18 protein-coding genes, 1 tRNA gene, 1 other RNA gene and 2 pseudogenes are annotated in these 21,097 nt (G+C 69.4%); 11 read left to right on the forward strand and 11 right to left on the reverse strand.

All coding sequences use genetic code 11. From position 1 onward, the window contains the following. Window positions 1–78: 78 nt before the first annotated feature. Window positions 79–843, reverse strand: coding sequence for a TetR/AcrR family transcriptional regulator C-terminal domain-containing protein (locus AB0E96_RS21805; protein ID WP_359826123.1), 765 nt, complete (start codon window positions 841–843; stop codon window positions 79–81). A gap of 254 nt (window positions 844–1,097) precedes the next feature. On the opposite strand from AB0E96_RS21805, the gene AB0E96_RS21810 reads away from it, so the two are divergent. Then, on the forward strand, window positions 1,098–2,612 hold the full coding sequence (locus AB0E96_RS21810; RefSeq protein WP_359826125.1) for an MFS transporter: 1,515 nt from the start codon (window positions 1,098–1,100) through the stop codon (window positions 2,610–2,612). A 137-nt stretch (window positions 2,613–2,749) separates the two neighbouring features. After that, a complete protein-coding gene (locus tag AB0E96_RS21815; protein WP_359826127.1) occupies window positions 2,750–3,550 on the forward strand; it encodes a helix-turn-helix domain-containing protein in 801 nt (266 codons plus the stop codon). Here the strand turns inward: AB0E96_RS21815 and AB0E96_RS21820 are convergent. From AB0E96_RS21820 to AB0E96_RS21835, 4 genes are all read right to left on the reverse strand, one after another. Further along, a complete protein-coding gene (locus tag AB0E96_RS21820) occupies window positions 3,547–3,957 on the reverse strand; it encodes a VOC family protein (RefSeq protein ID WP_359826130.1) in 411 nt (136 codons plus the stop codon). The two genes, AB0E96_RS21815 and AB0E96_RS21820, sit on opposite strands and share 4 nt — an antisense overlap. Window positions 3,958–4,157: 200 nt before the next feature. Continuing rightward, window positions 4,158–5,519 carry a S28 family serine protease gene (locus AB0E96_RS21825; protein WP_359826132.1) on the reverse strand — a complete coding sequence of 454 codons (1,362 nt, stop codon included), beginning with the start codon at window positions 5,517–5,519 and terminating at the stop codon, window positions 4,158–4,160. Between the two features lie 181 nt (window positions 5,520–5,700). Continuing rightward, a complete protein-coding gene (locus AB0E96_RS21830; protein ID WP_359826135.1) occupies window positions 5,701–6,015 on the reverse strand; it encodes a hypothetical protein in 315 nt (104 codons plus the stop codon). 426 nt (window positions 6,016–6,441) lie between these two features. Next, the gene (locus AB0E96_RS21835; protein ID WP_359826138.1) at window positions 6,442–7,734 is read right to left on the reverse strand and encodes a DNA sulfur modification protein DndB; all 1,293 of its coding nucleotides are present in this window, start codon (window positions 7,732–7,734) and stop codon (window positions 6,442–6,444) included. A gap of 326 nt (window positions 7,735–8,060) precedes the next feature. Here AB0E96_RS21835 and AB0E96_RS21840 point away from each other — a divergent pair, with 326 nt between their 5' ends. The 3 genes from AB0E96_RS21840 to AB0E96_RS21850 all read left to right on the forward strand — a co-directional run bounded on the left by AB0E96_RS21840 (window position 8,061) and on the right by AB0E96_RS21850 (window position 11,375). Beyond that, on the forward strand, window positions 8,061–9,305 hold the full coding sequence (locus AB0E96_RS21840) for a hypothetical protein (protein ID WP_359826140.1): 1,245 nt from the start codon (window positions 8,061–8,063) through the stop codon (window positions 9,303–9,305). Continuing rightward, window positions 9,305–10,633 carry a hypothetical protein gene (locus AB0E96_RS21845; RefSeq protein WP_359826142.1) on the forward strand — a complete coding sequence of 443 codons (1,329 nt, stop codon included), beginning with the start codon at window positions 9,305–9,307 and terminating at the stop codon, window positions 10,631–10,633. The genes AB0E96_RS21840 and AB0E96_RS21845 overlap by 1 nt, the downstream gene beginning before the upstream one ends. Window positions 10,634–10,811: 178 nt before the next feature. Further along, a complete protein-coding gene (locus AB0E96_RS21850) occupies window positions 10,812–11,375 on the forward strand; it encodes a hypothetical protein (protein WP_359826144.1) in 564 nt (187 codons plus the stop codon). A 290-nt stretch (window positions 11,376–11,665) separates the two neighbouring features. On the opposite strand, the gene AB0E96_RS21855 is transcribed toward AB0E96_RS21850, so the two are convergent. Further along, the gene (locus tag AB0E96_RS21855) at window positions 11,666–12,295 is read right to left on the reverse strand and encodes a TetR/AcrR family transcriptional regulator (RefSeq protein ID WP_359826146.1); all 630 of its coding nucleotides are present in this window, start codon (window positions 12,293–12,295) and stop codon (window positions 11,666–11,668) included. Between the two features lie 111 nt (window positions 12,296–12,406). Between AB0E96_RS21855 and AB0E96_RS21860 the strand changes: the two genes are divergently transcribed. Further along, on the forward strand, window positions 12,407–13,072 hold the full coding sequence (locus tag AB0E96_RS21860) for a hypothetical protein (protein WP_359826149.1): 666 nt from the start codon (window positions 12,407–12,409) through the stop codon (window positions 13,070–13,072). Window positions 13,073–13,351: 279 nt separating this feature from the next. Here the strand turns inward: AB0E96_RS21860 and AB0E96_RS21865 are convergent, their stop codons facing one another. Both AB0E96_RS21865 and AB0E96_RS21870 read right to left on the reverse strand, forming a co-directional pair. Then, complete coding sequence (locus AB0E96_RS21865; RefSeq protein ID WP_359826152.1) at window positions 13,352–13,786, reverse strand: DUF4267 domain-containing protein; 435 nt, start codon at window positions 13,784–13,786, stop codon at window positions 13,352–13,354. 138 nt (window positions 13,787–13,924) lie between these two features. After that, window positions 13,925–14,275: an antibiotic biosynthesis monooxygenase family protein gene (locus AB0E96_RS21870; RefSeq protein WP_359826154.1), complete on the reverse strand. Its 351-nt coding sequence runs from the start codon at window positions 14,273–14,275 to the stop codon at window positions 13,925–13,927. Between the two features lie 167 nt (window positions 14,276–14,442). Between AB0E96_RS21870 and AB0E96_RS21875 the strand changes: the two genes are divergently transcribed. Further along, window positions 14,443–15,024 (forward strand): TetR family transcriptional regulator, encoded by a 582-nt coding sequence (locus AB0E96_RS21875; RefSeq protein WP_359826157.1) that lies wholly within the window; start codon window positions 14,443–14,445, stop codon window positions 15,022–15,024. Window positions 15,025–15,798: 774 nt separating this feature from the next. On the opposite strand, the gene AB0E96_RS21880 is transcribed toward AB0E96_RS21875, so the two are convergent. Together AB0E96_RS21880 and AB0E96_RS21885 are read right to left on the reverse strand one after the other, a co-directional pair. Beyond that, complete coding sequence (locus AB0E96_RS21880; protein ID WP_359826159.1) at window positions 15,799–16,188, reverse strand: hypothetical protein; 390 nt, start codon at window positions 16,186–16,188, stop codon at window positions 15,799–15,801. Window positions 16,189–16,300: 112 nt separating this feature from the next. Next, entirely contained in the window at window positions 16,301–17,974 is a 1,674-nt protein-coding gene (locus AB0E96_RS21885) for an ATP-binding protein (protein ID WP_359826161.1), read from the reverse strand. 411 nt (window positions 17,975–18,385) lie between these two features. Here AB0E96_RS21885 and AB0E96_RS21890 point away from each other — a divergent pair. Further along, window positions 18,386–18,570 (forward strand): annotated as a pseudogene (locus tag AB0E96_RS21890) (IS5/IS1182 family transposase); the annotation flags it as partial. Window positions 18,571–18,872: 302 nt separating this feature from the next. Further along, window positions 18,873–19,403, forward strand: a pseudogene (locus AB0E96_RS21895) (tyrosine-type recombinase/integrase); the annotation flags it as partial. A gap of 76 nt (window positions 19,404–19,479) precedes the next feature. On the opposite strand, the gene AB0E96_RS21900 reads toward AB0E96_RS21895, so the two are convergent. Further along, a tRNA-Ser gene (locus tag AB0E96_RS21900) sits at window positions 19,480–19,567 on the reverse strand. Window positions 19,568–19,677: 110 nt separating this feature from the next. Here AB0E96_RS21900 and ffs point away from each other — a divergent pair. Both ffs and AB0E96_RS21910 read left to right on the forward strand, forming a co-directional pair. Continuing rightward, window positions 19,678–19,768: signal recognition particle sRNA small type (gene ffs, locus AB0E96_RS21905), an RNA gene on the forward strand. 91 nt (window positions 19,769–19,859) lie between these two features. Continuing rightward, on the forward strand, window positions 19,860–21,097 hold a 1,238-nt coding region (locus tag AB0E96_RS21910), incomplete at its 3' end, for a DNA polymerase III subunit gamma and tau (protein ID WP_359826163.1).

Genomic DNA, 21,097 nt, shown 5'->3' on the forward strand with positions numbered 1-21,097 from the left:
CCGGTCAGCTCGATGACCTCCTCGACCCGGCGGCGCGGGATGCCGTGGGTGTGGGGCGTCACGGGCCCGGGCTCGGGCTCAGCCCCGGCGGCGGGCGTCCATGGTCGCCTCGATCCCGTCCAGGATGACGTTGACGCCCCGGGCGAAGGTGCTGTCCCGGCCGACGGCGACCTCCTCCGGGACCTCGGTGGTGTACAGCCGGTGCAGCAGGGGGAACGCCTTGGTGGCCTCGACGACGGTGGGCAGGAGCCGGTCCATCCACTCCTGCTCGTCCTGGCCGCTGCGGGCCAGCGCGGTCACCCAGGAGGCCTCCACGCAGGCGGTCCCGATGGTGTAGCCCATGACGGCGGCCATCGCGTCGTTCGCCTCGGAGATCTCGAAACCGGCCGCGTCCATCACGGCCAGCAGGTTCTCGGAGAGCCGCATCCAGTTGGGGCCGAGGTAGATCATCCCGACGTCGCCGATCACCGAGACCATCCACGGGTGGCGGATGATGACCGCGCGCATGCTCTCGGCGCTCTCCATGACCTTGGCACGCCACACCTTCGGGTCCTCGGAGCCCTCGGCCCCGGGCAGCGGGAGGGTGCCGAAGATGTGGTCGACGACCAGGGCGAGCAGTTCGTCCTTGTTGGCGACGTGGGTGTAGAGCGAGGTCGCGCCGGCGTTCAGCCGGGCGGCGAGCTTGCGCATGCTCAGCGCCTCGATGCCGTCGGAGTCCAGCAGCGCGAAGGCCTCGGCGACGATCTGCTCGCGGCTGAGGGCGGGCTGCTCCCGCCGTCGCTGGGGTCGGTTCCACGGCAGGGGGATGCCCGGGGTCGTACCGTCCTCTGATTTGGCCGCCATCGGGCCCTCCTCACCAATCGTCCGGACCTGGTCCGGTTCGGTGCAGCTTTCCACACGTTCCATCGCACAGTGTACGGCGGTGCGAACACTGTGCGGAGGCGGAACGGCGTACGGCGTTGCGAACGGTGTGCGGTGACCGTACAGTGTTCGGAGCGGCGCACACCGTACCCCTGGGGACGGAGGTCGGTGTGCCCGCGACGACTTCCGCGCGGCCACAGCCCGCGCCCGATCCGAAGTTCGAAGGGGGAAACGCCGTGGAACGTCATCCGCAGCGCTGGCTCATCCTGGTCGTGCTCTGCCTCAGCAGCCTGGTGCTGGTGATCGACAACATGGTGCTCACGGTGTCCATCCCGCCGATCGCGGAGGACCTCAAGGCCGGGGCGCAGGACATCCAGTGGATCATCGACTCGTACATCCTGGTCTTCGCCGGCCTGCTGCTCACCTCGGGCAGCCTCTCCGACCGCTTCGGACGGCGGAAGGTGATGATCGTCGGACTGGTGCTGTTCGGAGCCGCTTCCCTGGTCGCGGCGTACGCCGGCAGTCCCGGTGAGCTGATCGCCGGGCGCGTCCTGATGGGCGTCGGCGGCGCGCTGGTCATGCCGAGCACCCTCTCCATCCTCATCACCGTCTTCGACGACGAGGAGCGCCCGAAGGCGATCGCCGCGTGGACGGCGGTGGCCATGGTCGGCCTGGTCGGCGGACCGGTTCTGGGCGGCGCGCTGATCGCGCACTTCTGGTGGGGCGCGGTCTTCCTGCTCAACGTGCCGATCGCGGTGGTCGCCATCGTCGCCGCGATGCTGCTGATGCCCGAGTCCAAGGGCCCGTGGCGCCGCCCCGACCTTCCGGGCATGGTGCTGTCGATGGTCGGCATGACGGCGCTGGTGTGGTCGATCATCGTGCTGCCCCGCGACGGCTTCACCAGCGCCGGCACCCTCGGTGGATTCCTGCTCGCGGTGGCCGCGCTGACCGGCTTCGCCGTCCGTCAGGTCCGCACCGACTCGCCGATGGTCCCGCTCAAGCTGTTCCGCAACCGGGTCTTCACCGGCGCCAGCTTCTCGCTCGTCCTGCTGACCTTCGCCACCGGCGGGCTGATGCTGGTCCTCACCCAGCACCTGCAGTTCGTGCTGGAGTTCTCGCCCACCGACACCGGCCTCGCCTTCCTCCCGCTGGCCGTCGCCTCGCTGGTGTTCAACACGATCGGCGCGGTGCTCGGCAAGAAGGTCCCGGCGCGGGTGCTCACCTCGATCGGCATGCTGATCATCGCCGCCGGCTTCGGGCTGCTGGCCACCCTCTCGGTCGGCGACGGCTTCACCAAGGTCGCCCTGGCCATGCTGGTCCTCGGCGTCGGCTCCGGGCTCGGCATGCCGGCCGCCGCCAACGCGCTGATGGGTGCCATCCCCAGCGAGCACGCCGGCGTCGGCTCCGCGCTCAACGACACCATCCAGCAGTCCGGCGCGGCGCTCGGCGTGGCCATCCTCGGCACCGTGCTCTCCAGCACCTACACCGGCGCCATGCCCGCCGAGGCCCCCGCCGCCGCCCGCCACGACATCACCGGGGCGCTCTCGACGGCCGGTTCCACCGGGGACGGCGGACTGGTCGCCGTCGCCCGGGAGGCGTTCAACACCGCCACCTCCACCACCTTCACCGTGGGCGGCATCGCGGTCGTCGCGGCCGCGGCGCTCACCCTGGTGCTGATGCGCGACGGCCGGAAGGCCGGCGGCCCGGGGGCCGAGGCCCCGGTGGAGCCCGCCGCCGAGCCGGTCGGCTGACCTCCCGCCCGGCAGGACCCGGTCGGACCCCCGTCAGCCCCGGTTGCCCCGGTTGCCCCGTCGGCCCCGGTTGCCCCGTGCAGCCGGGGCCGACGTCCGTTCGCGCGCTCCCGCCCCGCGGCGCGTAGCCTCGCGTCATGGCCCCGTCCTCCCCGTACCAGGAGCGCGCGTCCCGACTGCCCGGCGCGGTCGTCTGGACGAAGCGGGTCGTCGGGCGCGCGGGGGCCGGTTGTACGGGGGCCGGTTGTACGGCGGCCGGCTGTACGCGAGCCGGGCGCGGCGACGACCGGTGCGCCGACCGGTGCGCAGACGGCGCCCAGGCCGGGCCCGTGCTGCCCGACGGCTGCATGGACCTGCTGTGGACGGCGGGCCGGCTGCTGGTCGCCGGACCGGACACCCGCGCCTTCCGCCCCGACCCCGCACTGCGCGGCCCATGGGCGGGCGTACGCTTCCGCCCCGGCGCCGCCCCCGCCCTGCTCGGCGTCCCCGCCCACGAACTGCGGGACCGCCGCGTCGAGTTGGCCGACCTGCGGCCCGCCGCTGCGGTCCGCCGGCTCACCGAGCGCATCGACGCGGCCCCAGACCCGGCCGCCGCACTGGAGGCCCTGGCCCTGCGGCTGGCCGCCGAGGCGCCACCCGAGGACCCCCTGATCCGCACCGTGGCCGCCTCGCTCGCCGCCGGCCGGACCGTCGCCGCGACGGCCGGGACGGTCGGCCTCGGCGCGCGCCAACTCCACCGCCGCTCACTGGCCGCCTTCGGCTACGGCCCCAAGACCCTCGCCCGGATCCTGCGCATGCAGCGCGCCCTGGCACTCGCCCGCACCGGCGTCCCGCCGGCCGCGGCGGCGGCCCGGACCGGCTACGCGGACCAGTCCCACCTGGCCCGCGACGTACGGGAGTTGGCGGGCATGTCGATGACGGAACTGCTGCTCGGCTAGTTCCCCTGCAGGGGTGCGAGCAGGTCCACCCCGTTGCCGTCCGGATCGTGCACCACGGCGTAGCGCTGCCCCCAGAAGGCGTCCCACGGCTTCAACTCCCCGTGGTGGCCGGCGCCGGTCAGCTCCTCGTACAGCGCGTCCACCTGCGCGGGGTTCCCGCAGTGGAACGCCAGCGCCGACCGCGTGCCGCGGCTCGGCGGCTGCCAGGAGGGGTGGAACGACCGGATGGTGGCCTCGGCGTCGAGCACCAGGAGCGGCCCGCCCGGCAACTCGCCCTCGACGTGCGGCTCCCCCTCGACCCCCTCCGGGAACCCCACCCCCAACCGTCGGTAGAAGGCCACCGACGCGGCCACATCCGAGACGGCCAGCCCGACGAACGCGAACCGCGGCGCAGAAGTACTGTTCATGCCCGCCACGCTAGGCGCCACCGGTACCCCCGGTCTTGAACGAATCGGACACCGGCGCCGGCCCCCGAGCGGCGCCGAGGAGCGTGCCCCGGTCCGGGGACAGCCGGGGGCGTACGAGGACGGCCCCTGCCGGGTGCCGACGGCCAGGCCGAGGTGCGGGTTCCAGGGGAGGGCGGTGAGCGAGGCGGCGGGCCCGGCTGCTACACCCCCGCCCAGCGCCGCAGGGTGGCCGAGGCCGTCGCGGCGTCGGCGGCGGGCAGTTGGGCGATGCGCACCGAGTGGGTGCCGCCCGGCACCTGGAACAGATGGGAGTCCCGGGAGCCCGGGCCCGGCCGGAACGGCTCGGCCACCGACGGGTCGGCGCCGCCGTTGACGAACATCAGCCGGTCGCCGTGCGTGCGGACCCACCGGTCCACGTCGCGCATCGCCTGCGGCCGGTAGCGCAGCGGGACGTCGCGGGGAACGAAGCTGCGCGGCTCGGTGGCGCCGGGGTGGCGGATCAGGTCGGCCAGGTGGGCGGTCTCGACCGGGAAGTACCCCAGCTGGGTGCCCAGTTGGTAGAAGTACGGGACGAACTGGTTCGCCACCGAGTCCGCGTAGACCGGAAGCTGGGCGGTGTCGGAGAGCCAGCCGTACAGCGCGTCGCCGGAGGCATCGGGTGCCGGCACGGCCGGGCACGCGGCCTGCCCGCGGGCCTGCCAGAACATGAACGGCGCCCGCAGCACGGCGATCTCGAAGGCCGCGTCGGCGCTGCCGATCAGCCGGAAGCCGTCGCCCCGGGAGTCCGCCCATGCCTGGTACCTGTCGACCAGCGCGGTACGCCGCTCCAGCAGGGCCCGCTGGGCGCCCCGCAGGGCGCTGCGGCACTCGGGGGTGCCGACGGTGCGCAGGAAGTCGAGGTAGGCGGAGTCCTCGTGGTCGTCGGTGTTGTTCGGCGCGGAGTAGGCGACCGAGCCGACCACGTCCTGCGGGTAGAAGCGGCGGTGGTAGACCGTGGCCATGCCGCCCTTGCTCCCGCCGGTGGAGATCCACGCCGCCCGGTAGACCTGGTGCAACGCCTCGACCACGTGGTGGTGGTCGGCGGCGGCCTGCTGGATGTCGAGGCCGGTCCAGTCGGCGGGCTCGGGCCGCGAGGTGCCGAAGAACCGCTGCTCGGTGCTCACCTGGTTGGCGTCCAGCAACTCGGCGGGCTCCACCCGGAATTGCCTGGTGGAGACGGTGTAGCCGCTGGTGTACAGCACGGTCGGCCGGGCGGTGCCCCGGTGCAGCAGGGTGAGGCGCTGCTCGAAACCGCCCTTCTCCGGGTGCCGGTGGTCGGCCGGCTGGCGCAGCGTCAGGACGAAGAAGCGGAACCCGGGCGCGGCCGGCCGCTCCTCCAGGACCCGCAGACCCGGGACCGCCTCGATGGCCGTCCGGATGTCGACCGGCCCCGCTCCCCGCGCCGCCGCGGCGGGCACCGCGGCCGTACCGGCCAGCAGGGCCGCCGCGGTGACCTGAGCCAGCAGCCGTCCGATTCGCTCGCGCAGCATGTCGCTCCCCTGGTGGTCGATGCCCCCAGTCAACCGGGACGCCTCGCTCCACGGATCCCGCCGGGGCGGGGCGGTGGCTCCCTCCCGGGAGGGAGCCACCGCCCCGGGCGAGGCAGAAACCGTCCGTCCGTCGGCCGGGCCGACCGACGCTCCCGGAGGTCCGGGGCGCCGGGCCCGACCGGCCGTCGACCGGGACCGATGCCCAATCCGCCCGTCAGACAGCCGCGGTGACCTGCTTGACCAGGTCGACGGCGGCGACGAGGCTGAGGCCGGGAACCGCGCGACGCAACTCGCGGACCGCGCGGACCTCCTGGGTGCGCGGATCGATGCCGGTCTGCTCCAGCAGGCCGTTGACCCACTTGGCCTTCAGCTGCTGCTCGTTGCGGCCCATGCCGTCGAGGACGGACAGGGCGCGCTCCAGGCCGGGCCGCTCCTCGGGGCCGGCGGCGGCCAGCTCCTCCTGCAGGGCGGTACGGACGACGTCCAGCTCGCGCAGGACGACCAGATGGGTTTCACGGGACGAAAACATGATCAACTCCTTGTGCCGGGCAAGCCACCAGACTGCCCGTCAGGCACCCGCAACAGCGCACTCCCCGTCCACGGGCGGCGCTGCCGATCAGCTGGAAGCCGTCTTCCCAGGAGGCCGCCCATGCCTGGCACTCGACGACCAGGGCGGTGGCCGCTGCAGCAGGGCCCGCTGGGCGCTCTGCTGGGTGTTGCGACACTCGGGGGTGCCGACGGTACCGGCCCGCAGGGCCGCGGTGGCGGCTCGAGCCAGAAGCCGTCCGATTCGCTCACGCGGCGTATCGCTCCCCCGGTCGTCGATGCCGCGGGTCAACCGGGACGCCGAGTTCCACGGATCCCGCCCGGGATGGGGCGGTGGCTCCCACCAGTGGGGTCGGCGATGCCGGGTGCCTCGGCATCGCGGAACCGGGAGTGATGGGCAGTCCGGACCTCAGGATGCGACCGAATCCGTAACCGCGGGCTGGGTGTAGCCGCGGATCTGCTGGTACCGGGGCGAAGCCGGGTCTTCCAGCGCGGCAGCCGTCTTCGAGCCGCTGTCCTTGACCCCGCCGGCCAGCGAGAGCGTCCGCATGCCGGTTCGTGCGTCGGTCGTCGCCTTGCCCACGGTGCCGTCCCAGAACCTGGGGTCGCGTGCCCACCGGACGTCCGACAACAGCTTGAGCAGCGACTCAGGGCTGCGGCGGGGCTCGGGGCTCCACGGCATCGACCGGTAGGCGACGGCACCGAGTGCGGCGAGCATGGCGGGTGCAGCGATGACCGTTTCCGTCCGGCGCTCGAAGTGCTCGGCGAAGGAGCCGAGGATCAGTTTGGCGGCCGCTCCGACGTACTGCCTGGCGAGCTCGGGGGTGCACCCCTCGGGCAGATCGGAGATGGGGCCGCTGGTCTTGTCGAAGCCCGACCGGCCGAAGATCGCGGTCACCACGAACGCGCGGAAGGAGGACAGCGTCATCCACTCGGTGTCCGTGGCTTTCAGCTGACGGGGGCGTGCGGAGACCACCAGACCGAGCGGGGTCTCCTGGCCCTCGGCCGAGGCCGGGAGGACGACGTTCTCCAGCAGCGAGTGGGTGATGTCGGTGGCGAGGTTGGACGAGTCCGCGGCGAGTGCGACGTTCTTGTTGGGGATGACTCCGAGCAGGTTGCGGTCGTGGAAGATCTGGCGGGCTCCGCGTAGGCTGATCTGGTGGTAGATCTCCACGCTGACCAGTCGCTGAGAGACCTGCCCCTTGGTCAGCCCGTAAGCCGCCGGTTCCTCCAGGAGCATGATGTGTGCAAGGTGCTGGGTTTCGGCGTCGACCAGGACACCTGTGGCATCGAACGGCATGTAGGCCAGCAGGTCGTCCCCGAACGGGGTCCTGAAGCGGACGATGTCCATGTCTCCGGGTAGCCAGAGCGCGAACGGGGGCGTGGCCCAGCGTTCGTCGCGGATGCCGCGCAGGCCGTCGGCGATGTACCGGGCGTAGTCCCTGGCGTTGGCCTTCTTCTTCGTCCCCTGGATGGCCCGCTGGATCTCGTTGCGCAGCTCGGCCTGTTCCCGCTGCGCGGGGGAGAGGTACTGCCTCATCCGGGGCATCTCGGCCGGGCGCGGGTCGGGCACGATGCTGTGCAGCTGGCCCCACGGCATGATGGCCAAGTAGCGCTGATCGGATACCTGCTGGAGCCGGAACGGTCGCCCGCGGGTGAGGTCCACCTGGTCGACGTACTCGGGCTCACGCGGGTCGGTCATCGGATGCCTCTCGGATCGGCTCAGTGCTGGAAGCGCACCAGATGGGCCGGATTCCGGAAGGCCTGTGCGCTGACCAGAACTCTAGGTGCGTTCATGGGCTTTGAAGCCGAGAACCGCGAATCTTTGCGTTTTATATGGATGTTGCGGCTCTCATGCCCCATGAGATCCACAACATCTTTCTAGTCATTGCCAACGAGACTGCTGCTGTGGTCAGTTGGTGGTGTCAAGTCGTGGATCTGGCTCAGGGAGGCTTACGTGTGCATGCTTGGGGATCCCGGTCGGCCGCAGAGCGACCGTGGTGCGTGCTGCCGGATCGAGGCCGGCAGGTGAGCGTCGGCGGCTCCGGTATTCCCCGGCTTCAGGATCTGGCCTACATAGAGGTGGCAGCACAAGCGGTGGCCGAGGGGCGGACCTTCAATGAGATCCGCTGCGCGCTGGTCGGGCAGGCGGCAAAGGTGGCCCGGGAAAGCGACACTGATGGTTCGTTCGACGAGCGCAAGTGGGACCGCCTGTTGGCCGACGGGAAACGTCACGTGCACAACACGGTGGACGTGCTCAAGGAGCTGATGCGACTCGGGTGGGTCGAGCGTCACATCCTTCCCTCGACGCCCAAATCGGCCTACGCCCACTCCGATGTGACGTTCAGGCTGACCGAGAGAGGCGCCGAGTGGACCACCCTGGTCGGGCGTCAACGGCTGGCAGCGTACAACGTCCTGGTGGGGGTGATGCTGGACGCCCATCCGCAGTTCGAGGGCTTCCTGCGGTTGGTAGGAGCCCGGCCTGGCAGCCTCTCCACACACCTCACGATCCCACTGCTCAAGTTCGACAGCCGTACGCACCACTCCCACCAGGACTTCCTCGGCGACTTCGTCGACTACGCGGTGGATGCGGCCGCCCAGGGCAGTCTCGGCTGGAGCGCAGAACGCGAGGTGATCGACGACGGAGTGCGCGGGTACGTCGGTCGGGCCGAACAACGGCTGCGCGCGCGGGAGCGGATCATGAGCCGCAAGCTCTTCATCACGACCTGCGAGGAGGCCATGGTGCGGGTGGCGTTCAGCGCCGCCGGCTGCAGCCTCGACTACATCAGCCATGAACTGCTGCGCCGATGGTGCAGGTTCCTCGGGCTGGCCAACTTCAGCTACTACGCGCCCGGGCCGCCCGCCCTCCGCTTCTGGGCCACGTCCGAGGTATCGGGTCGTGGCGCGGACGTGGCCATCCGTCGGTCGGTCGGACCGGAGGCCCGCCGGGCCGCACTGGAGGCACTGCCGCAGATCTGGCTCCGCCAGCGCGGCGATGCTGCGGGCGACATGTACCTCCCGGTCTGGCGGCTCCGAGCCGCGGTCTGTTGGCACCAGCGGATCAGCGACGACGAGTTCGATGCGGCCGTCCTCGGCGCCCTCCGGGGGGACTATCCCGGCCTCGGTTTCCGGGTGCACCTGGATCAGGCGACCCACGGCGCGACGCCGCCCTCCACCAGACCATTGGTCATGTCGGCGCAGGGCGGCATGCCTCGCGTCTTCAACATCATCCGCGTCGATCAGGCGCACCAGAACGAGGAGGTCCGTCCCTGATGACCGCACTTGCAGCGATTCCCGGTCCGGTGTGGATGAGGAAGCGCTGGAGCCTGCGAAACAACCCGTTCCCGATCACCGGGATCGCCCGTCTGGGCGGCTCCGATATCAGGGAGAACGGCCTGTTGTACGAGCCGGACGTCAATGCCGAACAACTCCAGGAATCGATCAACAAGTTCGTCCTGGGCGCGGCGTACTCCGGGCTCAAGTTCGGCTACCTGTGGTCGACGGGAACCGCCCCGGGAGACTCGGACGCCCGCGGCTTCGGCAAGTCCGTACTCATGCAGCACCTGACCGGGCTGCTCAACAAGGACTTCGGCAGGACCGCTTACCTGTCGAGCGGGCTGGACGAGGAGGATGCTGCCGAGGTTCCGATCTGCGGCCTGCTGACCAGCTTCGACACCGCACAGATCCGTTCGCTCGGTGCGGCGCTGTTCACCGCGGTCGAGTACGCCACCGACTTCCGGGTCGGCGACGAGCCGACCCTCGCTGAGCGGCTGCGGCTGGAGCTCATAGCGCGGGCCGACAGCGACGACCCGCGGGCGCTGCTCAAGGTGGTGGCCGACGTCCACCGGTCCCTGCGGGGGCGGACATTGGGCCCGCCGGACGACAAACTGATCGTGGCGCTCTGCGACGCGGACCCGAACATCGCTGCGGAGTACCTCGACCGGATCAAGCCCGCCTCGCGCACCCGCAACGGCGCGGTCTACCTGGCGACCTTCCTCCTGTTCGCGGCAGCCGCGGGGATGAAGCACGTCCTTCTCTGCTGCGACCAGTTGGAAGACCTGGCGAGCAGCACGATGGCCAGGGCGAAGCGGGATCTGGAGACCGAGCGCTTCCGCGACGTGATTGTGGAGACCCTGCCAATGGCGGACATGCTCAGTGTGGTCGTCACCATGCACCCCAGGGCCGCACTGACCATCGGGACCGCCTGGGAGCTGGCCGACCTCCCGAGTTTCGACACCACGGTGGCGAACCAGCGCAGCACGGTGATTCTGCCCGGCCTGCGGAACGTCACGGAGGCCGGCAAGTTGCTGTTCAAGTATCTCGAAGCAGCCGTGAAGCCCGGCGCGGCGAGGACCCCCGGTGACCTCTACCCGCTGACCGAGTCGGCGGTGGCGGAGCTGTTCGGCAGGTCGAACCGCAAACCGCGTGACGTGCTCCGCAAGGCGCAGGTCGTTCTCGAAGCGGCGGCAGCCGAGAACCTCGACGACATCGACGCCGTTGACGTGCGCCGCTTCCTCGACAGCCTCAGCTCCGCCGTCTCCGAGGACCCCGGCGCGGGATTCCCGGCCGGTCCGGTGGCGCTCGACTGGAGCCGGGGATGATGCGGGCCTCGACGAACCGGTGCGACGGCCCAGGTGAGGTGAGGTGAGCGCGGTTCGACCCGGCACGGAGGACGAGGCGCCCTGTGGCGACTGTGGATCGCTGCTGGGGCCGTGGGAGGCAGGCCGCTGCGGCTGCCGCGGACCGGTCGGGCGCAGCCAGGCGGACATCCTGTACTCGGTGGCCTGCTCCGTTTCCGGACCGGTGCACGTGAGGGACCTGGTGCGACTGGCCGAACACGACCACGCCCGCCGTATCGCGGAGACCTCCGCGAAGGTGGCAGTCGCCGGTGACCGGCGGTTCTGCTGGGCCGGAGCCGGGGTGTACGGCCTCTACCGGCACGGACCGATGCCCGGTCCGCGCTGCCTCGACGATGCCGGCCGGCTGGTGCTGGCTGCGGCCGACCGGCCGCTGACCGCCGCCGCGCTCGACTACTGCCTCAAAGGATTCGGCTACCGGTACAACAAGGCGTCGCTTCGCAACGCACTGCGGCAGTCGGCCCGGATCGAGAGCAGGTCGGACGGCCAGTGGTGGACCCCGCGCGGACCGACCGCCGAGCGATTGCTGCTGGACGAGGTCCAGGTTGTCCCACCACGCAGGGAAGCGGACTGGGCGCGTCTGCGGGATCGACTCTCCACCCGGATAGCGGCGGCCCTGGTGTCCCGGGACGAACGCCTCCGCCTGGCCGAGAGCCGTCCCTGCGGCCTGGATTGGGGAGGACAGCAGTTGGCGCTGCTGCCATGACGACCCTGCCACCGCGGTGCCGCGGCCCCGGCATCGTCTTCCAGGAGCAGAACCAGCCGACCACACCACCGGTCAGCGGTTGAACCTGGCCGGACGGTGGACGAGACCGAAGCCAGGACCGGCCGCCCGGTGGGCCGGGCCCGGCATCGTGGTGGGATCGGGCGGACTTGGCAGTGACGCGGACGGCGGGTTCGGTTCCCGCTGTCCGCGGGTTCCGGCGGAGTCCGGAGGGCGTGCCGCTCGGGGAGACAATTTCGCCGGGCCGGTGGGGCCGGATCGGGCGACGGCCGCTACGCGGGCGCCGCCGCGAAGCCGGCGCAGAGCAGGCGAACGCTTCGGGTGAACTTCTCGTCCTGGCTCGGGCGCGGCATCGACGGGTCCATGAGCAGGGGGAACCGCTCGCGGAGTTCGGCGTAGAGCTCGGCGGTGACGGGCGGTGGCGTGGTCGGCTGGTTCTGCTCCTGGAGGACGAAGCCGGTGACGTGGCTGAGCAGGGTGTCGGCGGCGATGGCGCAGTGGTCGGCGGGCAGGCCGGCGTCGAGGAGGGTGCGCAGCAGGCGTTCCATCAGGGAGAGGGCGCCGGTGCTGAGCGTGCCGGGGCTCTCGGCGAGGAGCTGGGCTCCGCCGGGGTGCTGCCTGATGCTCAGCCGCAGGGTGGCGGCCTGGGCCGCGATGCGGTCCTGCCAGGTGGCGTCGGGCGGGAGGGCGGCGAGGGCGTCGGTGCCGGTGTCGTAGGCCCGGCGGCAGACGCGGTCGGCCATCAGTGCGAGCAGCTCGTCCTTGCTGCGCACGTGGTAGTACAGGCTGCCCGCGTGGGCGTCGAGGCGGTCGGCGACCTGGCGCATGGACAGGTTCTGGTAGCCGACCTCGGCGAAGACGGCCATGCCCGCGTCGACGATGCGGTCCTTGGTGAGCTTCATGGACTCACCGTACAACGTTTTCCAACACTGTTCGAAAGCTGTGCTAGCTTTGCGTCGTCGAAGTTTCGAACGGCGTTGGAAAACGTCGGAACCGGGGGGAGGGGCCAGACAATGGGGGCGATCGTCTTCAACGTGACCACGGCCGCGCTGATGGTCATGATGGTCAACTGCGGGCTCGGCGTGGTCGGCCGAGAGACCCTGCGGGGACGGCCGCTCCCGTGGGCGGCGATCGGCCTGACCGCACTCGCCGTCGGAGGCGTGCTGCTCCAGCTGGCCTGGCCCGGCGCCATGGACGCGCTCGACGCGGACCCGGCCGAGTCCGGCTGGTGGCGCGAGTTCACCTCGGTGTTCATGCAGAACGGCGGCCTCTTCGGCGGTCTGTGGAACCTCGTCACCCTCGCCGCCGTCGCCGCGCTCGCCCAGTGGTACTGGGGCGGCCCGCTCACCCTCGGCTTCTTCCTCGCCGGCATCCTGCTGCCCGGCCGGATCGACACCCTGCTCGGCCTCGGCGACGGCCCCGGCACCGACCCGCGCAACTTCGCCGGCAGCTCCGGCGCCACCTACTTCCTCGGCGCCACCCTCGCCCTCGCCTTCCTCGCCCGCACCCGCGTCCCCAAGGAACTCGCCCTGGCCGCCGGCGTCCCCGCACTCGGCCTCGCCGTCTGGCTCGCCCAGGACAACGGCCACGGCCTCGTCTCCGTCTACGGATTCGCCCTCGCCGCGGCCGCGTGGACGGCCCGCCGCCTGGCCACCCGTCCCGCCGACCGCCCGGCCTGACCCCCGCCACCCCCGCCACCCGCGGGAGCGCGGCCGGAACCCCGCACGACGAAGGCCCCGACCGGCGAACCGGTCGGGGCCTTCGTGAAGGCGGCGGCTGCGAGATTCGAACTCGTGAGGGGTTGCCCCCGACACGCTTTCCCATTCTCCTGAGCGAACAAGACCGGAACCGAGACCGAGACCGGAGCCGAGGCCGTGGTCAGTGGCCGAGCTCGGGCAGCGGGAGCAACTGTCGGGAAGGCGTCGCGGACGCCCGTGACGACCAGGAAGCCGCCGCTGTCATCGGGGCGTCGGTTCGGCGGACGCCGGGACGGGGGCTCGGAGGGTGGTCTTGCCGGTCTCGCGGAGGACCAGCAGTCCAGTGGCCGTGATCAGCACCGAGGTCAGGCCGTGGATGCCGAACGCGGCGGCGGGGGAGCCGTGGTGGGTCAGGACGTTGATCATGTCTCCGAACGGGGCGACGGCTTCCATCAACAGGACCCAGCCCAGGGCGCGGCGGTGGCCCGTCACGAGCAGGATGCCGATGACCAGGCTCATCGCCAGTTCACGGTTGCCCTTCATGACGAGGAAGCCGCCGGCGTCGCCGACAGGCGGGTTCGGCAGCCCGACGCCCTGGGTGAAGGACCCGGGGGCCAGGATGAAGATCAGCCCGAGGTAGAGGACGAACAGGGCCACAACGGTGACCAGGACGGTGTTGACGTTCTTCAGTGTCACGGTGCTTCTCCTGGGGTTCGTTCCGGGGCGCGGTTCAGCGGGTGGCCGAGGGCGCGCCGGGTGGCGCGGGCCGGCGCGGATGGCGCGAATGGGGCGGGTGGGGGCGGGGCTGCCCTTCCCCGGGCCACAGCCGCCGCGTCAGACGTCGGCCCGCTCGAAGATGTGCGGGTACGACACGACGCCGTCGGGGAATTCGGCGGCCATGCGCTGGAATTCGGGGTTGCCGAGTGCCGCGGCGAGCGCCCGGGTCGACTCCCAGACCGCGACGTTCATCATGAGCCGGCTGCCTGCCGTCCCCTTGTGTATCTGCAGGGAGACGAACCCCGGCTGGGCCTCCATGAACTCCGCCTGCCTGCGGAAGAGGACCAGGAACGCCTCGGTCCTCTCCTCCGGGACGACGAAGGTGTTGGCCAGGACGATCGGCCCGGTCTCCTCTTCGACCTGCGCGAACAGCGGCGTGCTCGGGTCCAGGCTCCGCACCTCGGCCATGGCCGGTCCTTCCTCTCGCTCTCGGTCGTCCACCGGCACCGAGGCCGGCCGGCGCCGCACCGGATTCGGCGGCGCGCTTTTGCCAACGCCCGTTGGCCAACGTTTGTTGGCCAACGTAGGGCTGCGGCTCCTGGACTGTCAACAAGCGTTGGCCTACATTTGTTGGCATGACCGGCAGTACAGAGAACCCGCAGGCCGCCCGGCGTTCCGACGCCACCCGCTCGATGATCCTCGCCGCGGCCCGCGAGCGGTTCGCGGCCGACGGCTACGAGAAGGCGACCATCCGGGCCATCGCGCGCGACGCGCAGATCGACCCGTCGATGGTGATGCGGTACTACGGAAACAAGGCCGGCCTGTTCGCGGCGGCCGTCTCGATCGACCCCGGCCTGCCCGGCCTGCCCGTCGAACCGCGCGAGGAGATCGGCCGGACGCTGGTGCGCCACTTCCTCACCCTGTGGGAGGAGAACGAGGAGCTCACCGCGCTGCTACGGGTCGGCGTCACCGACCCGATCGTCGCCGAGCGCACCCAGAGCGTGCTGCGCGACCAGTTGATCCCGCTGGCCCGCCGGGTGAGCCCCGAGCCGGAACAGGCCCAGGCCCGGGCGGCCCTCTGCGCCTCCACCGTGCTCGGGCTCGCCCTGACGCGCTACGTCCTGCGGTTCCCGGCGAGCGTGGCGCTCCGCCCCGAGGAGATCGTCGACTGGGTCGGCCCCACCATCCAGCGGTACCTCACCGCACCCACACCCTGAGGACTCCGCGACAAGGAGCCCCCGGCGACGAGGGCGCCGATCCGCGGGCCGGGTGAGGCGGGTTTGGTCGGGGAAGCCCTGGCGGCGGCCACCGCCGGCACCAGCCTCGCCCTCTCCCCGGTCGTCCGCCCCGCGTCCCTGCCCACCGCCCCGCGGGAGCGCGGCCGGAACCCCGATACGACGAAGGCCCCGACCGGCGAACCGGTCGGGGCCTTCGATCAAGGCGGAGGATGCGAGATTCGAACTCGTGAGGGGTTGCCCCCAACACGCTTTCCAACTCTGCCCGCCCCGATTCGCCCCCGTTCGGCGAAGTCCAATCCGCAAGTCAGCGTGTAGGAGGCCGCTTGGTTCGAACGTCCCCGAACGGCGGCGGATGAGACTGCACACCCCCAGGTTCACGCTTGCCAAGTCTATTCTGGCCGGGGCGCCGAGCTGCGTGAGGCGCCCCACACGAGAGGTCTCTGCTTGACCAGCCCCCACCACTGGTAGTCAAGCAGCGATTGAGCGCGAGCCGGCCAGGAGTCCCTGAGGCCCCCTCGCGGTCTTCCCGGCTCAGAGCCGCGATTGGGACGTGGGGACATAGTGGTCAGAGTCAGAGTCAGAGTCAGAGTCAGAGCCAGAAGGGGTAGCTGTCCGGAGCTGATCCGGTGATCCACGATCCACAGCGCCAACGGTTCCTGCAGTCGTGGCGTGGGCAGACGATCTCTGGGAGAAGGGGCGCGAGCACCATAGCGCCAACCAAGGTGGCCTATCCATTTGAGAGATCGACAGAGCTCACTCCGAATTGTTAAAATGCTTTTTAAAATGCCCTAGAATCTCATTCGCCGCAGCTTGAACCATCGGGAGTTGGACGGTGCGGTTTGACCGAACCTTGCTAATTACAGTCAAGGAAGGCTTCTCCCTGGCAAGGAGGGTGCGCAGCTGCCGCTGAACGAGGTACTCGACACCCTCGCGATGGCTTGTTTCAACTGTCAGGAATTCGCTTGCGGTTCCAATTTCAGCCCAAAGAATCACGAGATCATCAAGTCGACCCCATGCGGAATCATCAAATTCATGAAGCCGTCGACGGAACGAGGATTTCTCTAGTGCGCGCCCTAGGTGGTCACCCCAGCGACCAAAGATCCCGTTGCCACCGACTGTCATCCCAATATAGGCAATGCCCACGTGTTTCGAATAGCCGCAGTATATGTAAGCTCTGGCCTGGCACAGGTGAGGGCTCCCGACGGCAGCGGCACCCCATGTCTCTCCCTCGGCGAGAATTGACATTTATCCTTGCCTAAGCGAAGCGCTTCTCAAGTGCATCTGCCGTTACCTTGTAAACTGCGGCCGAAGCCTGATTCCTGTAGGTTACGAACACCTCCTCGATGATTTCATCGTCGAGGTCCTGCTTGTTTCGCACCGTGCCACTTTCTGCCGAGGCAAGGCTCAGAAAAAGAGCCTGAATAAGAAGCACGACGTCTGCGTCATCACCAAATCGCTCATCAAACATTCTCATGAAGCGATGCGATCGATTGATCCGCACAACCGTTCCCAGCGTGGCATCGCGCGAGCGCTCCCACAAGGCATTGTCGTCCAACTGGTCAACAAACGTGACCCGCGCCCCCTCCTTGCGAGCCTTCTCGCGCTCTTCATCTCCCAGGGGATGCCGAACGGATTCCTTTTGGGCGCGTTTAGCCCGTTCGTCCTCTGAGGCAGCGTCATCCGGGTCCGTCGGGAGGAATTCTGGGAAGTCAACCTCAAAGAGCGCCTCTGCGGCCTTTCGATTTGGGTCCTGATTGGCCTTCTCGCGAAGGATTTTGGTTGCGCGCTTCCAGCCACTCTTGCTCAGGCGTCGCGCCTCATAGATAGCTTCACTGAGCGCGTCCTCAGCCTCTTCACTAAGGAGTATTTCCGACTTTTTTACGTCGATATTGAAGGCGTCATCTGCCGAATCGTCGATCAGGATTCGACCCCGGAATGAAAAATAGTCTTGGTCGGTGGGAATCAGTCCGTTGAATCGCTCTGCCCGCCGGATGAGTCGCTTATTTCGATAAACGTAGAACCCGTAGTGGCTCGAGCCGATCATGTACTTCTTGCGGATCTCAGCGGAGTTATCAAACGCGGGCGGGTGGACCAGCTGCGTCGCCTCGACTGTGACTTCCACTTGGTTCTCAGCATCGAGAACCAGGGGTATCGGACGCTCAAGCCATCGAACATCTCGGCCATCCCAGGTGGAGTCGTCGAGATTGCCGGCCGCATTAGCCTCATCGACAAAGAGTGGATCGAAAGGCTCCACCGGATCGCCATCCAGCAGGATCTGGAGATCTCCGCCGTTCTCTTGAAGGAAATAGAAGTAAGTTACCCCGAGATTCCGCTCAAGGGCCTCGCGGGTCTTGCGGATGCTCGGGTGATTGCGCTTATGAATCTTCTCAATCGTGACCATTGTGCCATGAGTAGCGCCAGGAATAAGCTCGCTCAGTCGATCAAGGTCGGCGGAATCAGGAGTCTCCATAAGACACTCCAGCCTGCCAACCTCCTCCACATGAGGAAGGTCAAGAGCCACTTTGCTCCACGACCCGCCCTCACATGCACTTACAACCTCGATCCGGTCGCCTTGTGAGAGGCCCGCGCTCTTCAAGCCGAGCCCGTACTTCCCGAGACTCCCCGACTCATAATGTCCGTCTACGCCCAGTGCCAGAGCTTCAATCAGGCCATCTGTGCCCATGCCATCGCCGTCGTCAGCGATGATGTAACGGGCTGCGCTATTCCTGCGAGCTTCGGACATGTCGGGCTCGCGCTCAAGTTTGATGGAGATGCGCTGTGCCTTCGCTGTTACCGAGTTGTCGACAATATCGCAGATGGCGCTTTCAGGCGTGTACCCGATCCGTGCGATCGCCCGAAGGATTCTCCCGGGGTTGATCGGTACCTCCGTGAAGCCCATGTGCGCCGCCCCTGCCTCACTCGCAGTCATGTCTGCGTGACACCTCTCCCACAGTCCAACCAGCGCCTTGCAACGACACAGCTGTCATCAGACGCTTCCTCCAGTGTCTCAGGTGTTCCTGACGAGCCGCCAGCGATCCGGGCAACCCGCCCAACTAAGGAACCATGTCCGAGTCTGTAGGCCGTGACGGTGCGAGGCACTTCAGTGCTTGGTCACTCGGAAGCATCAGACGATGCCTCCTCCCCTGCTGCGCCGGCCAGCCCTCGTCCGCCCGAGGGCTTCGCCCATTTACGCCCGACCCCTTTAAGGGCCTGGGCAGGTTGCTCTCTTGCGGCCAGTCTCGGACCGACCCAGGTGTGTTGCCCGTGCTAGCCGCAGCGCTGCTCTGACGCCGGTGCCTCACTCAGACCTCGTTGCCGCAGGGTGGACGGACGTGGCCGTCCGTGGTGTGGCCTGCCCGAGCGCTCCAGGCCGTGGCATCCGTCTGTGAGCGCTACGCGCGCTGGGAGGCGGACGGGACCTGGGCGAAGTTGCGGGAGCACGTCCAGGTCCGCGACGACGCAGTGGGCCGGGTGGAATGGATGGCCGCCGTCGACTCCACGGTCGACCGGGCCCACCAGCACGCGACTCCCTGAGCACGGGGAACAGGACGTCGATGCGGCGCCGGGCGAGGCAGACAAGAACCGCGACGTGGTGTTTCCCTTGCGACGTTCCGGTCGCAGTGGACGTGTGACCCAGTTGTGGTCCGTGCTTCGTCGCGACTCTATATGGCTCAGGGCAGGCGACCTGCTGGCGCGTTCGCGCGCACAGCATGCGCACGCTGGGCTAGCTACGGCGACTGGCCCGACCGCTCGACCTGCGGGTTGAGGGCCTGACCGCTCGTACTGGATCCCACAGCTGGGGAGTCTGGCACGTCATGATGCGGAAGCACGGCTGCGGGGGCGACTGCGGCCGAATGCCTGGCTACTGCAAGCAGCGACTCCGGAAGAACGAGGACACCGCGAACACGAAGTCGCGTGCCGGCCGCCGGGTCATCGGCCTGCCGGACGAACTGATCCGGCTGCTGGAGCTGCACCGGGAGGAGCAGGACCGCGACCGCCGACGCGCCGGGCAGGAGTGGCGCGACAGCGGGTATGTCTTCACCTCGCCGTTCGGATGGCCGCTGGTGCCGAGCACGGACTACGACGCGTGGAAGCTGCTGTTGTCCGACGCCAAGGTCCGGGACGGGCGGCTGCACGACGCCCGCCACACCGCCGCCACGGTGCTTCTCATCCTCGGGGTCCCCGAACGAGTGGTGATGCAGATCATGGGCTGGTCGTCCACGGCCATGGCCGCGCGGTACCAGCACGTGACGGGCGGCATCCTCCAGGACGTCGCCAAGCGCGTCGGTGGGCTCATCTGGCAGGTGGCCAAGGACTCGGACGGCCGTGGCGAGGAGGCCGCGGAGAAGGGCCGTTGAGACTACGGATGAGACTGTGAACGACGAAGGCCCCGACCGCTGAGCGGTCGGGGCCTTCGTTATGGCTGTTTAGCCATGGCGGAGGATACGAGATTCGAACTCGTGAGGGGTTGCCCCCAACACGCTTTCCAAGCGTGCGCCCTAGGCCTCTAGGCGAATCCTCCGTGGGAGAGCTTAGTACATGTTTCGGGGTGCTCGCGACCACCTATCCCGCAGGCGGGAGGTGGGGGTGGCCTGTGGATCGTCGGGGCCGGGATCCGGTAGTGTGGGGGTCAGCCCCTCGTGTGGCGTTATCTCTCTGAACCCCCCCAGGGCCGGAAGGCAGCAAGGGTAGGAGGGCTCTGGCGGGTGCACGGGGGGTCTTTGCGTTCCCGGAGCCCGGCGGGGGTGAGGCCCGGGGCCCGGCGGGGGTGAGGGGCGACGCGTTTGTCGGTCCGTCCCGATATCGTCGGGGGTGTGTCCCTAGCCCTGTACCGCCGCTACCGCCCCGAGACCTTCGCGGAGGTCATCGGGCAGGAGCACGTGACCGCTCCGCTCCAGCAGGCCCTGCGCAACAACAGGGTCAACCACGCGTACCTGTTCAGCGGGCCGCGTGGCTGTGGCAAGACGACGAGCGCACGCATCCTGGCCCGTTGCCTCAACTGTGAGCAGGGGCCGACGCCGACGCCCTGCGGGGAGTGCCAGTCCTGCCGGGACCTCGCGACCGGCGGGCCCGGGTCGATCGACGTGATCGAGATCGACGCCGCCTCGCACGGTGGTGTGGACGACGCGCGCGAGCTGCGCGAGCGGGCGTTCTTCGCGCCGGTGCACAGCCGGTACAAGATCTTCATCCTGGACGAGGCGCACATGGTGACCTCGGCCGGCTTCAACGCGCTGCTCAAGGTGGTCGAGGAGCCGCCGGAGCACCTCAAGTTCATCTTCGCGACCACCGAGCCGGAGAAGGTGATCGGGACGATCCGGTCCCGGACGCACCACTACCCGTTCCGGCTGGTCCCGCCCGGCACGCTGCGCGACTACCTGGCGGAGGTGTGCGGCCGGGAGGGGATCCAGGTCGAGGACGCCGTGTTCCCGCTGGTGGTGCGGGCGGGCGCCGGTTCGGTGCGTGACTCGATGTCGGTCATGGACCAGCTGCTGGCCGGGGCCGCGGAGGGCGGCGTCACGTACCAGATGGCCACGGCGCTGCTCGGGTACACCGACTCCGCGCTGCTGGACGAGGTGGTGGACGCCTTCGCCGCGCACGACGGGGCGACGGTGTTCCAGGTGATCGACCGGGTGGTCGAGGGCGGGCACGACCCGCGCCGCTTCGTCACCGACCTGCTGGAGCGGCTGCGCGACCTGGTGATCCTGGCCACCGTGCCGGACGCGGGGGAGAAGGGGCTGATCGACGCCCCGGCCGACCGGGTCGCGGTGATGCAGGCGCAGGCGGACGCGTTCGGCGCGGCCGAGCTGAGCCGGGCCGCCGACCTCGTCAACACCGGGCTGACCGAGATGCGCGGCAACGCGGCGCCCCGGCTGCAGCTGGAGCTGATCTGCGCCCGGGTGATGCTGCCGGGCGCGTACAGCGACGAGCTGTCGCTGCAGGCACGGTTGGACAAGCTGGAGCGACGGGCCTCGGCCGGCGGGTTCGCCGCGCCGATGGGGGCCCCGATGGGCCTGCCGGCGGGGGCGCCGGTGGCGGTCGCGCCCGTTGCCCC

The sequence above is a fragment of the Kitasatospora sp. NPDC036755 genome, from assembly GCF_040636595.1.
In the GTDB taxonomy this organism is placed as follows: domain Bacteria; phylum Actinomycetota; class Actinomycetes; order Streptomycetales; family Streptomycetaceae; genus Kitasatospora.

Excerpts from the sequence above, each read along its gene's own strand:
- AB0E96_RS21885 (WP_359826161.1), bottom strand. The coding sequence starts at position 17,974 with ATGACTGCGAGTGAGGCAGGGGCGGCGCACATGGGCTTCACGGAGGTA.
- AB0E96_RS21845 (WP_359826142.1), top strand. The coding sequence starts at position 9,305 with ATGACCGCACTTGCAGCGATTCCCGGTCCGGTGTGGATGAGGAAGCGC.
- AB0E96_RS21805 (WP_359826123.1), bottom strand. The coding sequence starts at position 843 with ATGGCGGCCAAATCAGAGGACGGTACGACCCCGGGCATCCCCCTGCCG.
- AB0E96_RS21870 (WP_359826154.1), bottom strand. The coding sequence starts at position 14,275 with ATGGCCGAGGTGCGGAGCCTGGACCCGAGCACGCCGCTGTTCGCGCAG.
- AB0E96_RS21860 (WP_359826149.1), top strand. The coding sequence starts at position 12,407 with ATGGGGGCGATCGTCTTCAACGTGACCACGGCCGCGCTGATGGTCATG.
- AB0E96_RS21855 (WP_359826146.1), bottom strand. The coding sequence starts at position 12,295 with ATGAAGCTCACCAAGGACCGCATCGTCGACGCGGGCATGGCCGTCTTC.
- AB0E96_RS21875 (WP_359826157.1), top strand. The coding sequence starts at position 14,443 with ATGACCGGCAGTACAGAGAACCCGCAGGCCGCCCGGCGTTCCGACGCC.
- AB0E96_RS21835 (WP_359826138.1), bottom strand. The coding sequence starts at position 7,734 with ATGACCGACCCGCGTGAGCCCGAGTACGTCGACCAGGTGGACCTCACC.
- AB0E96_RS21820 (WP_359826130.1), bottom strand. The coding sequence starts at position 3,957 with ATGAACAGTACTTCTGCGCCGCGGTTCGCGTTCGTCGGGCTGGCCGTC.
- AB0E96_RS21815 (WP_359826127.1), top strand. The coding sequence starts at position 2,750 with ATGGCCCCGTCCTCCCCGTACCAGGAGCGCGCGTCCCGACTGCCCGGC.
- AB0E96_RS21830 (WP_359826135.1), bottom strand. The coding sequence starts at position 6,015 with ATGTTTTCGTCCCGTGAAACCCATCTGGTCGTCCTGCGCGAGCTGGAC.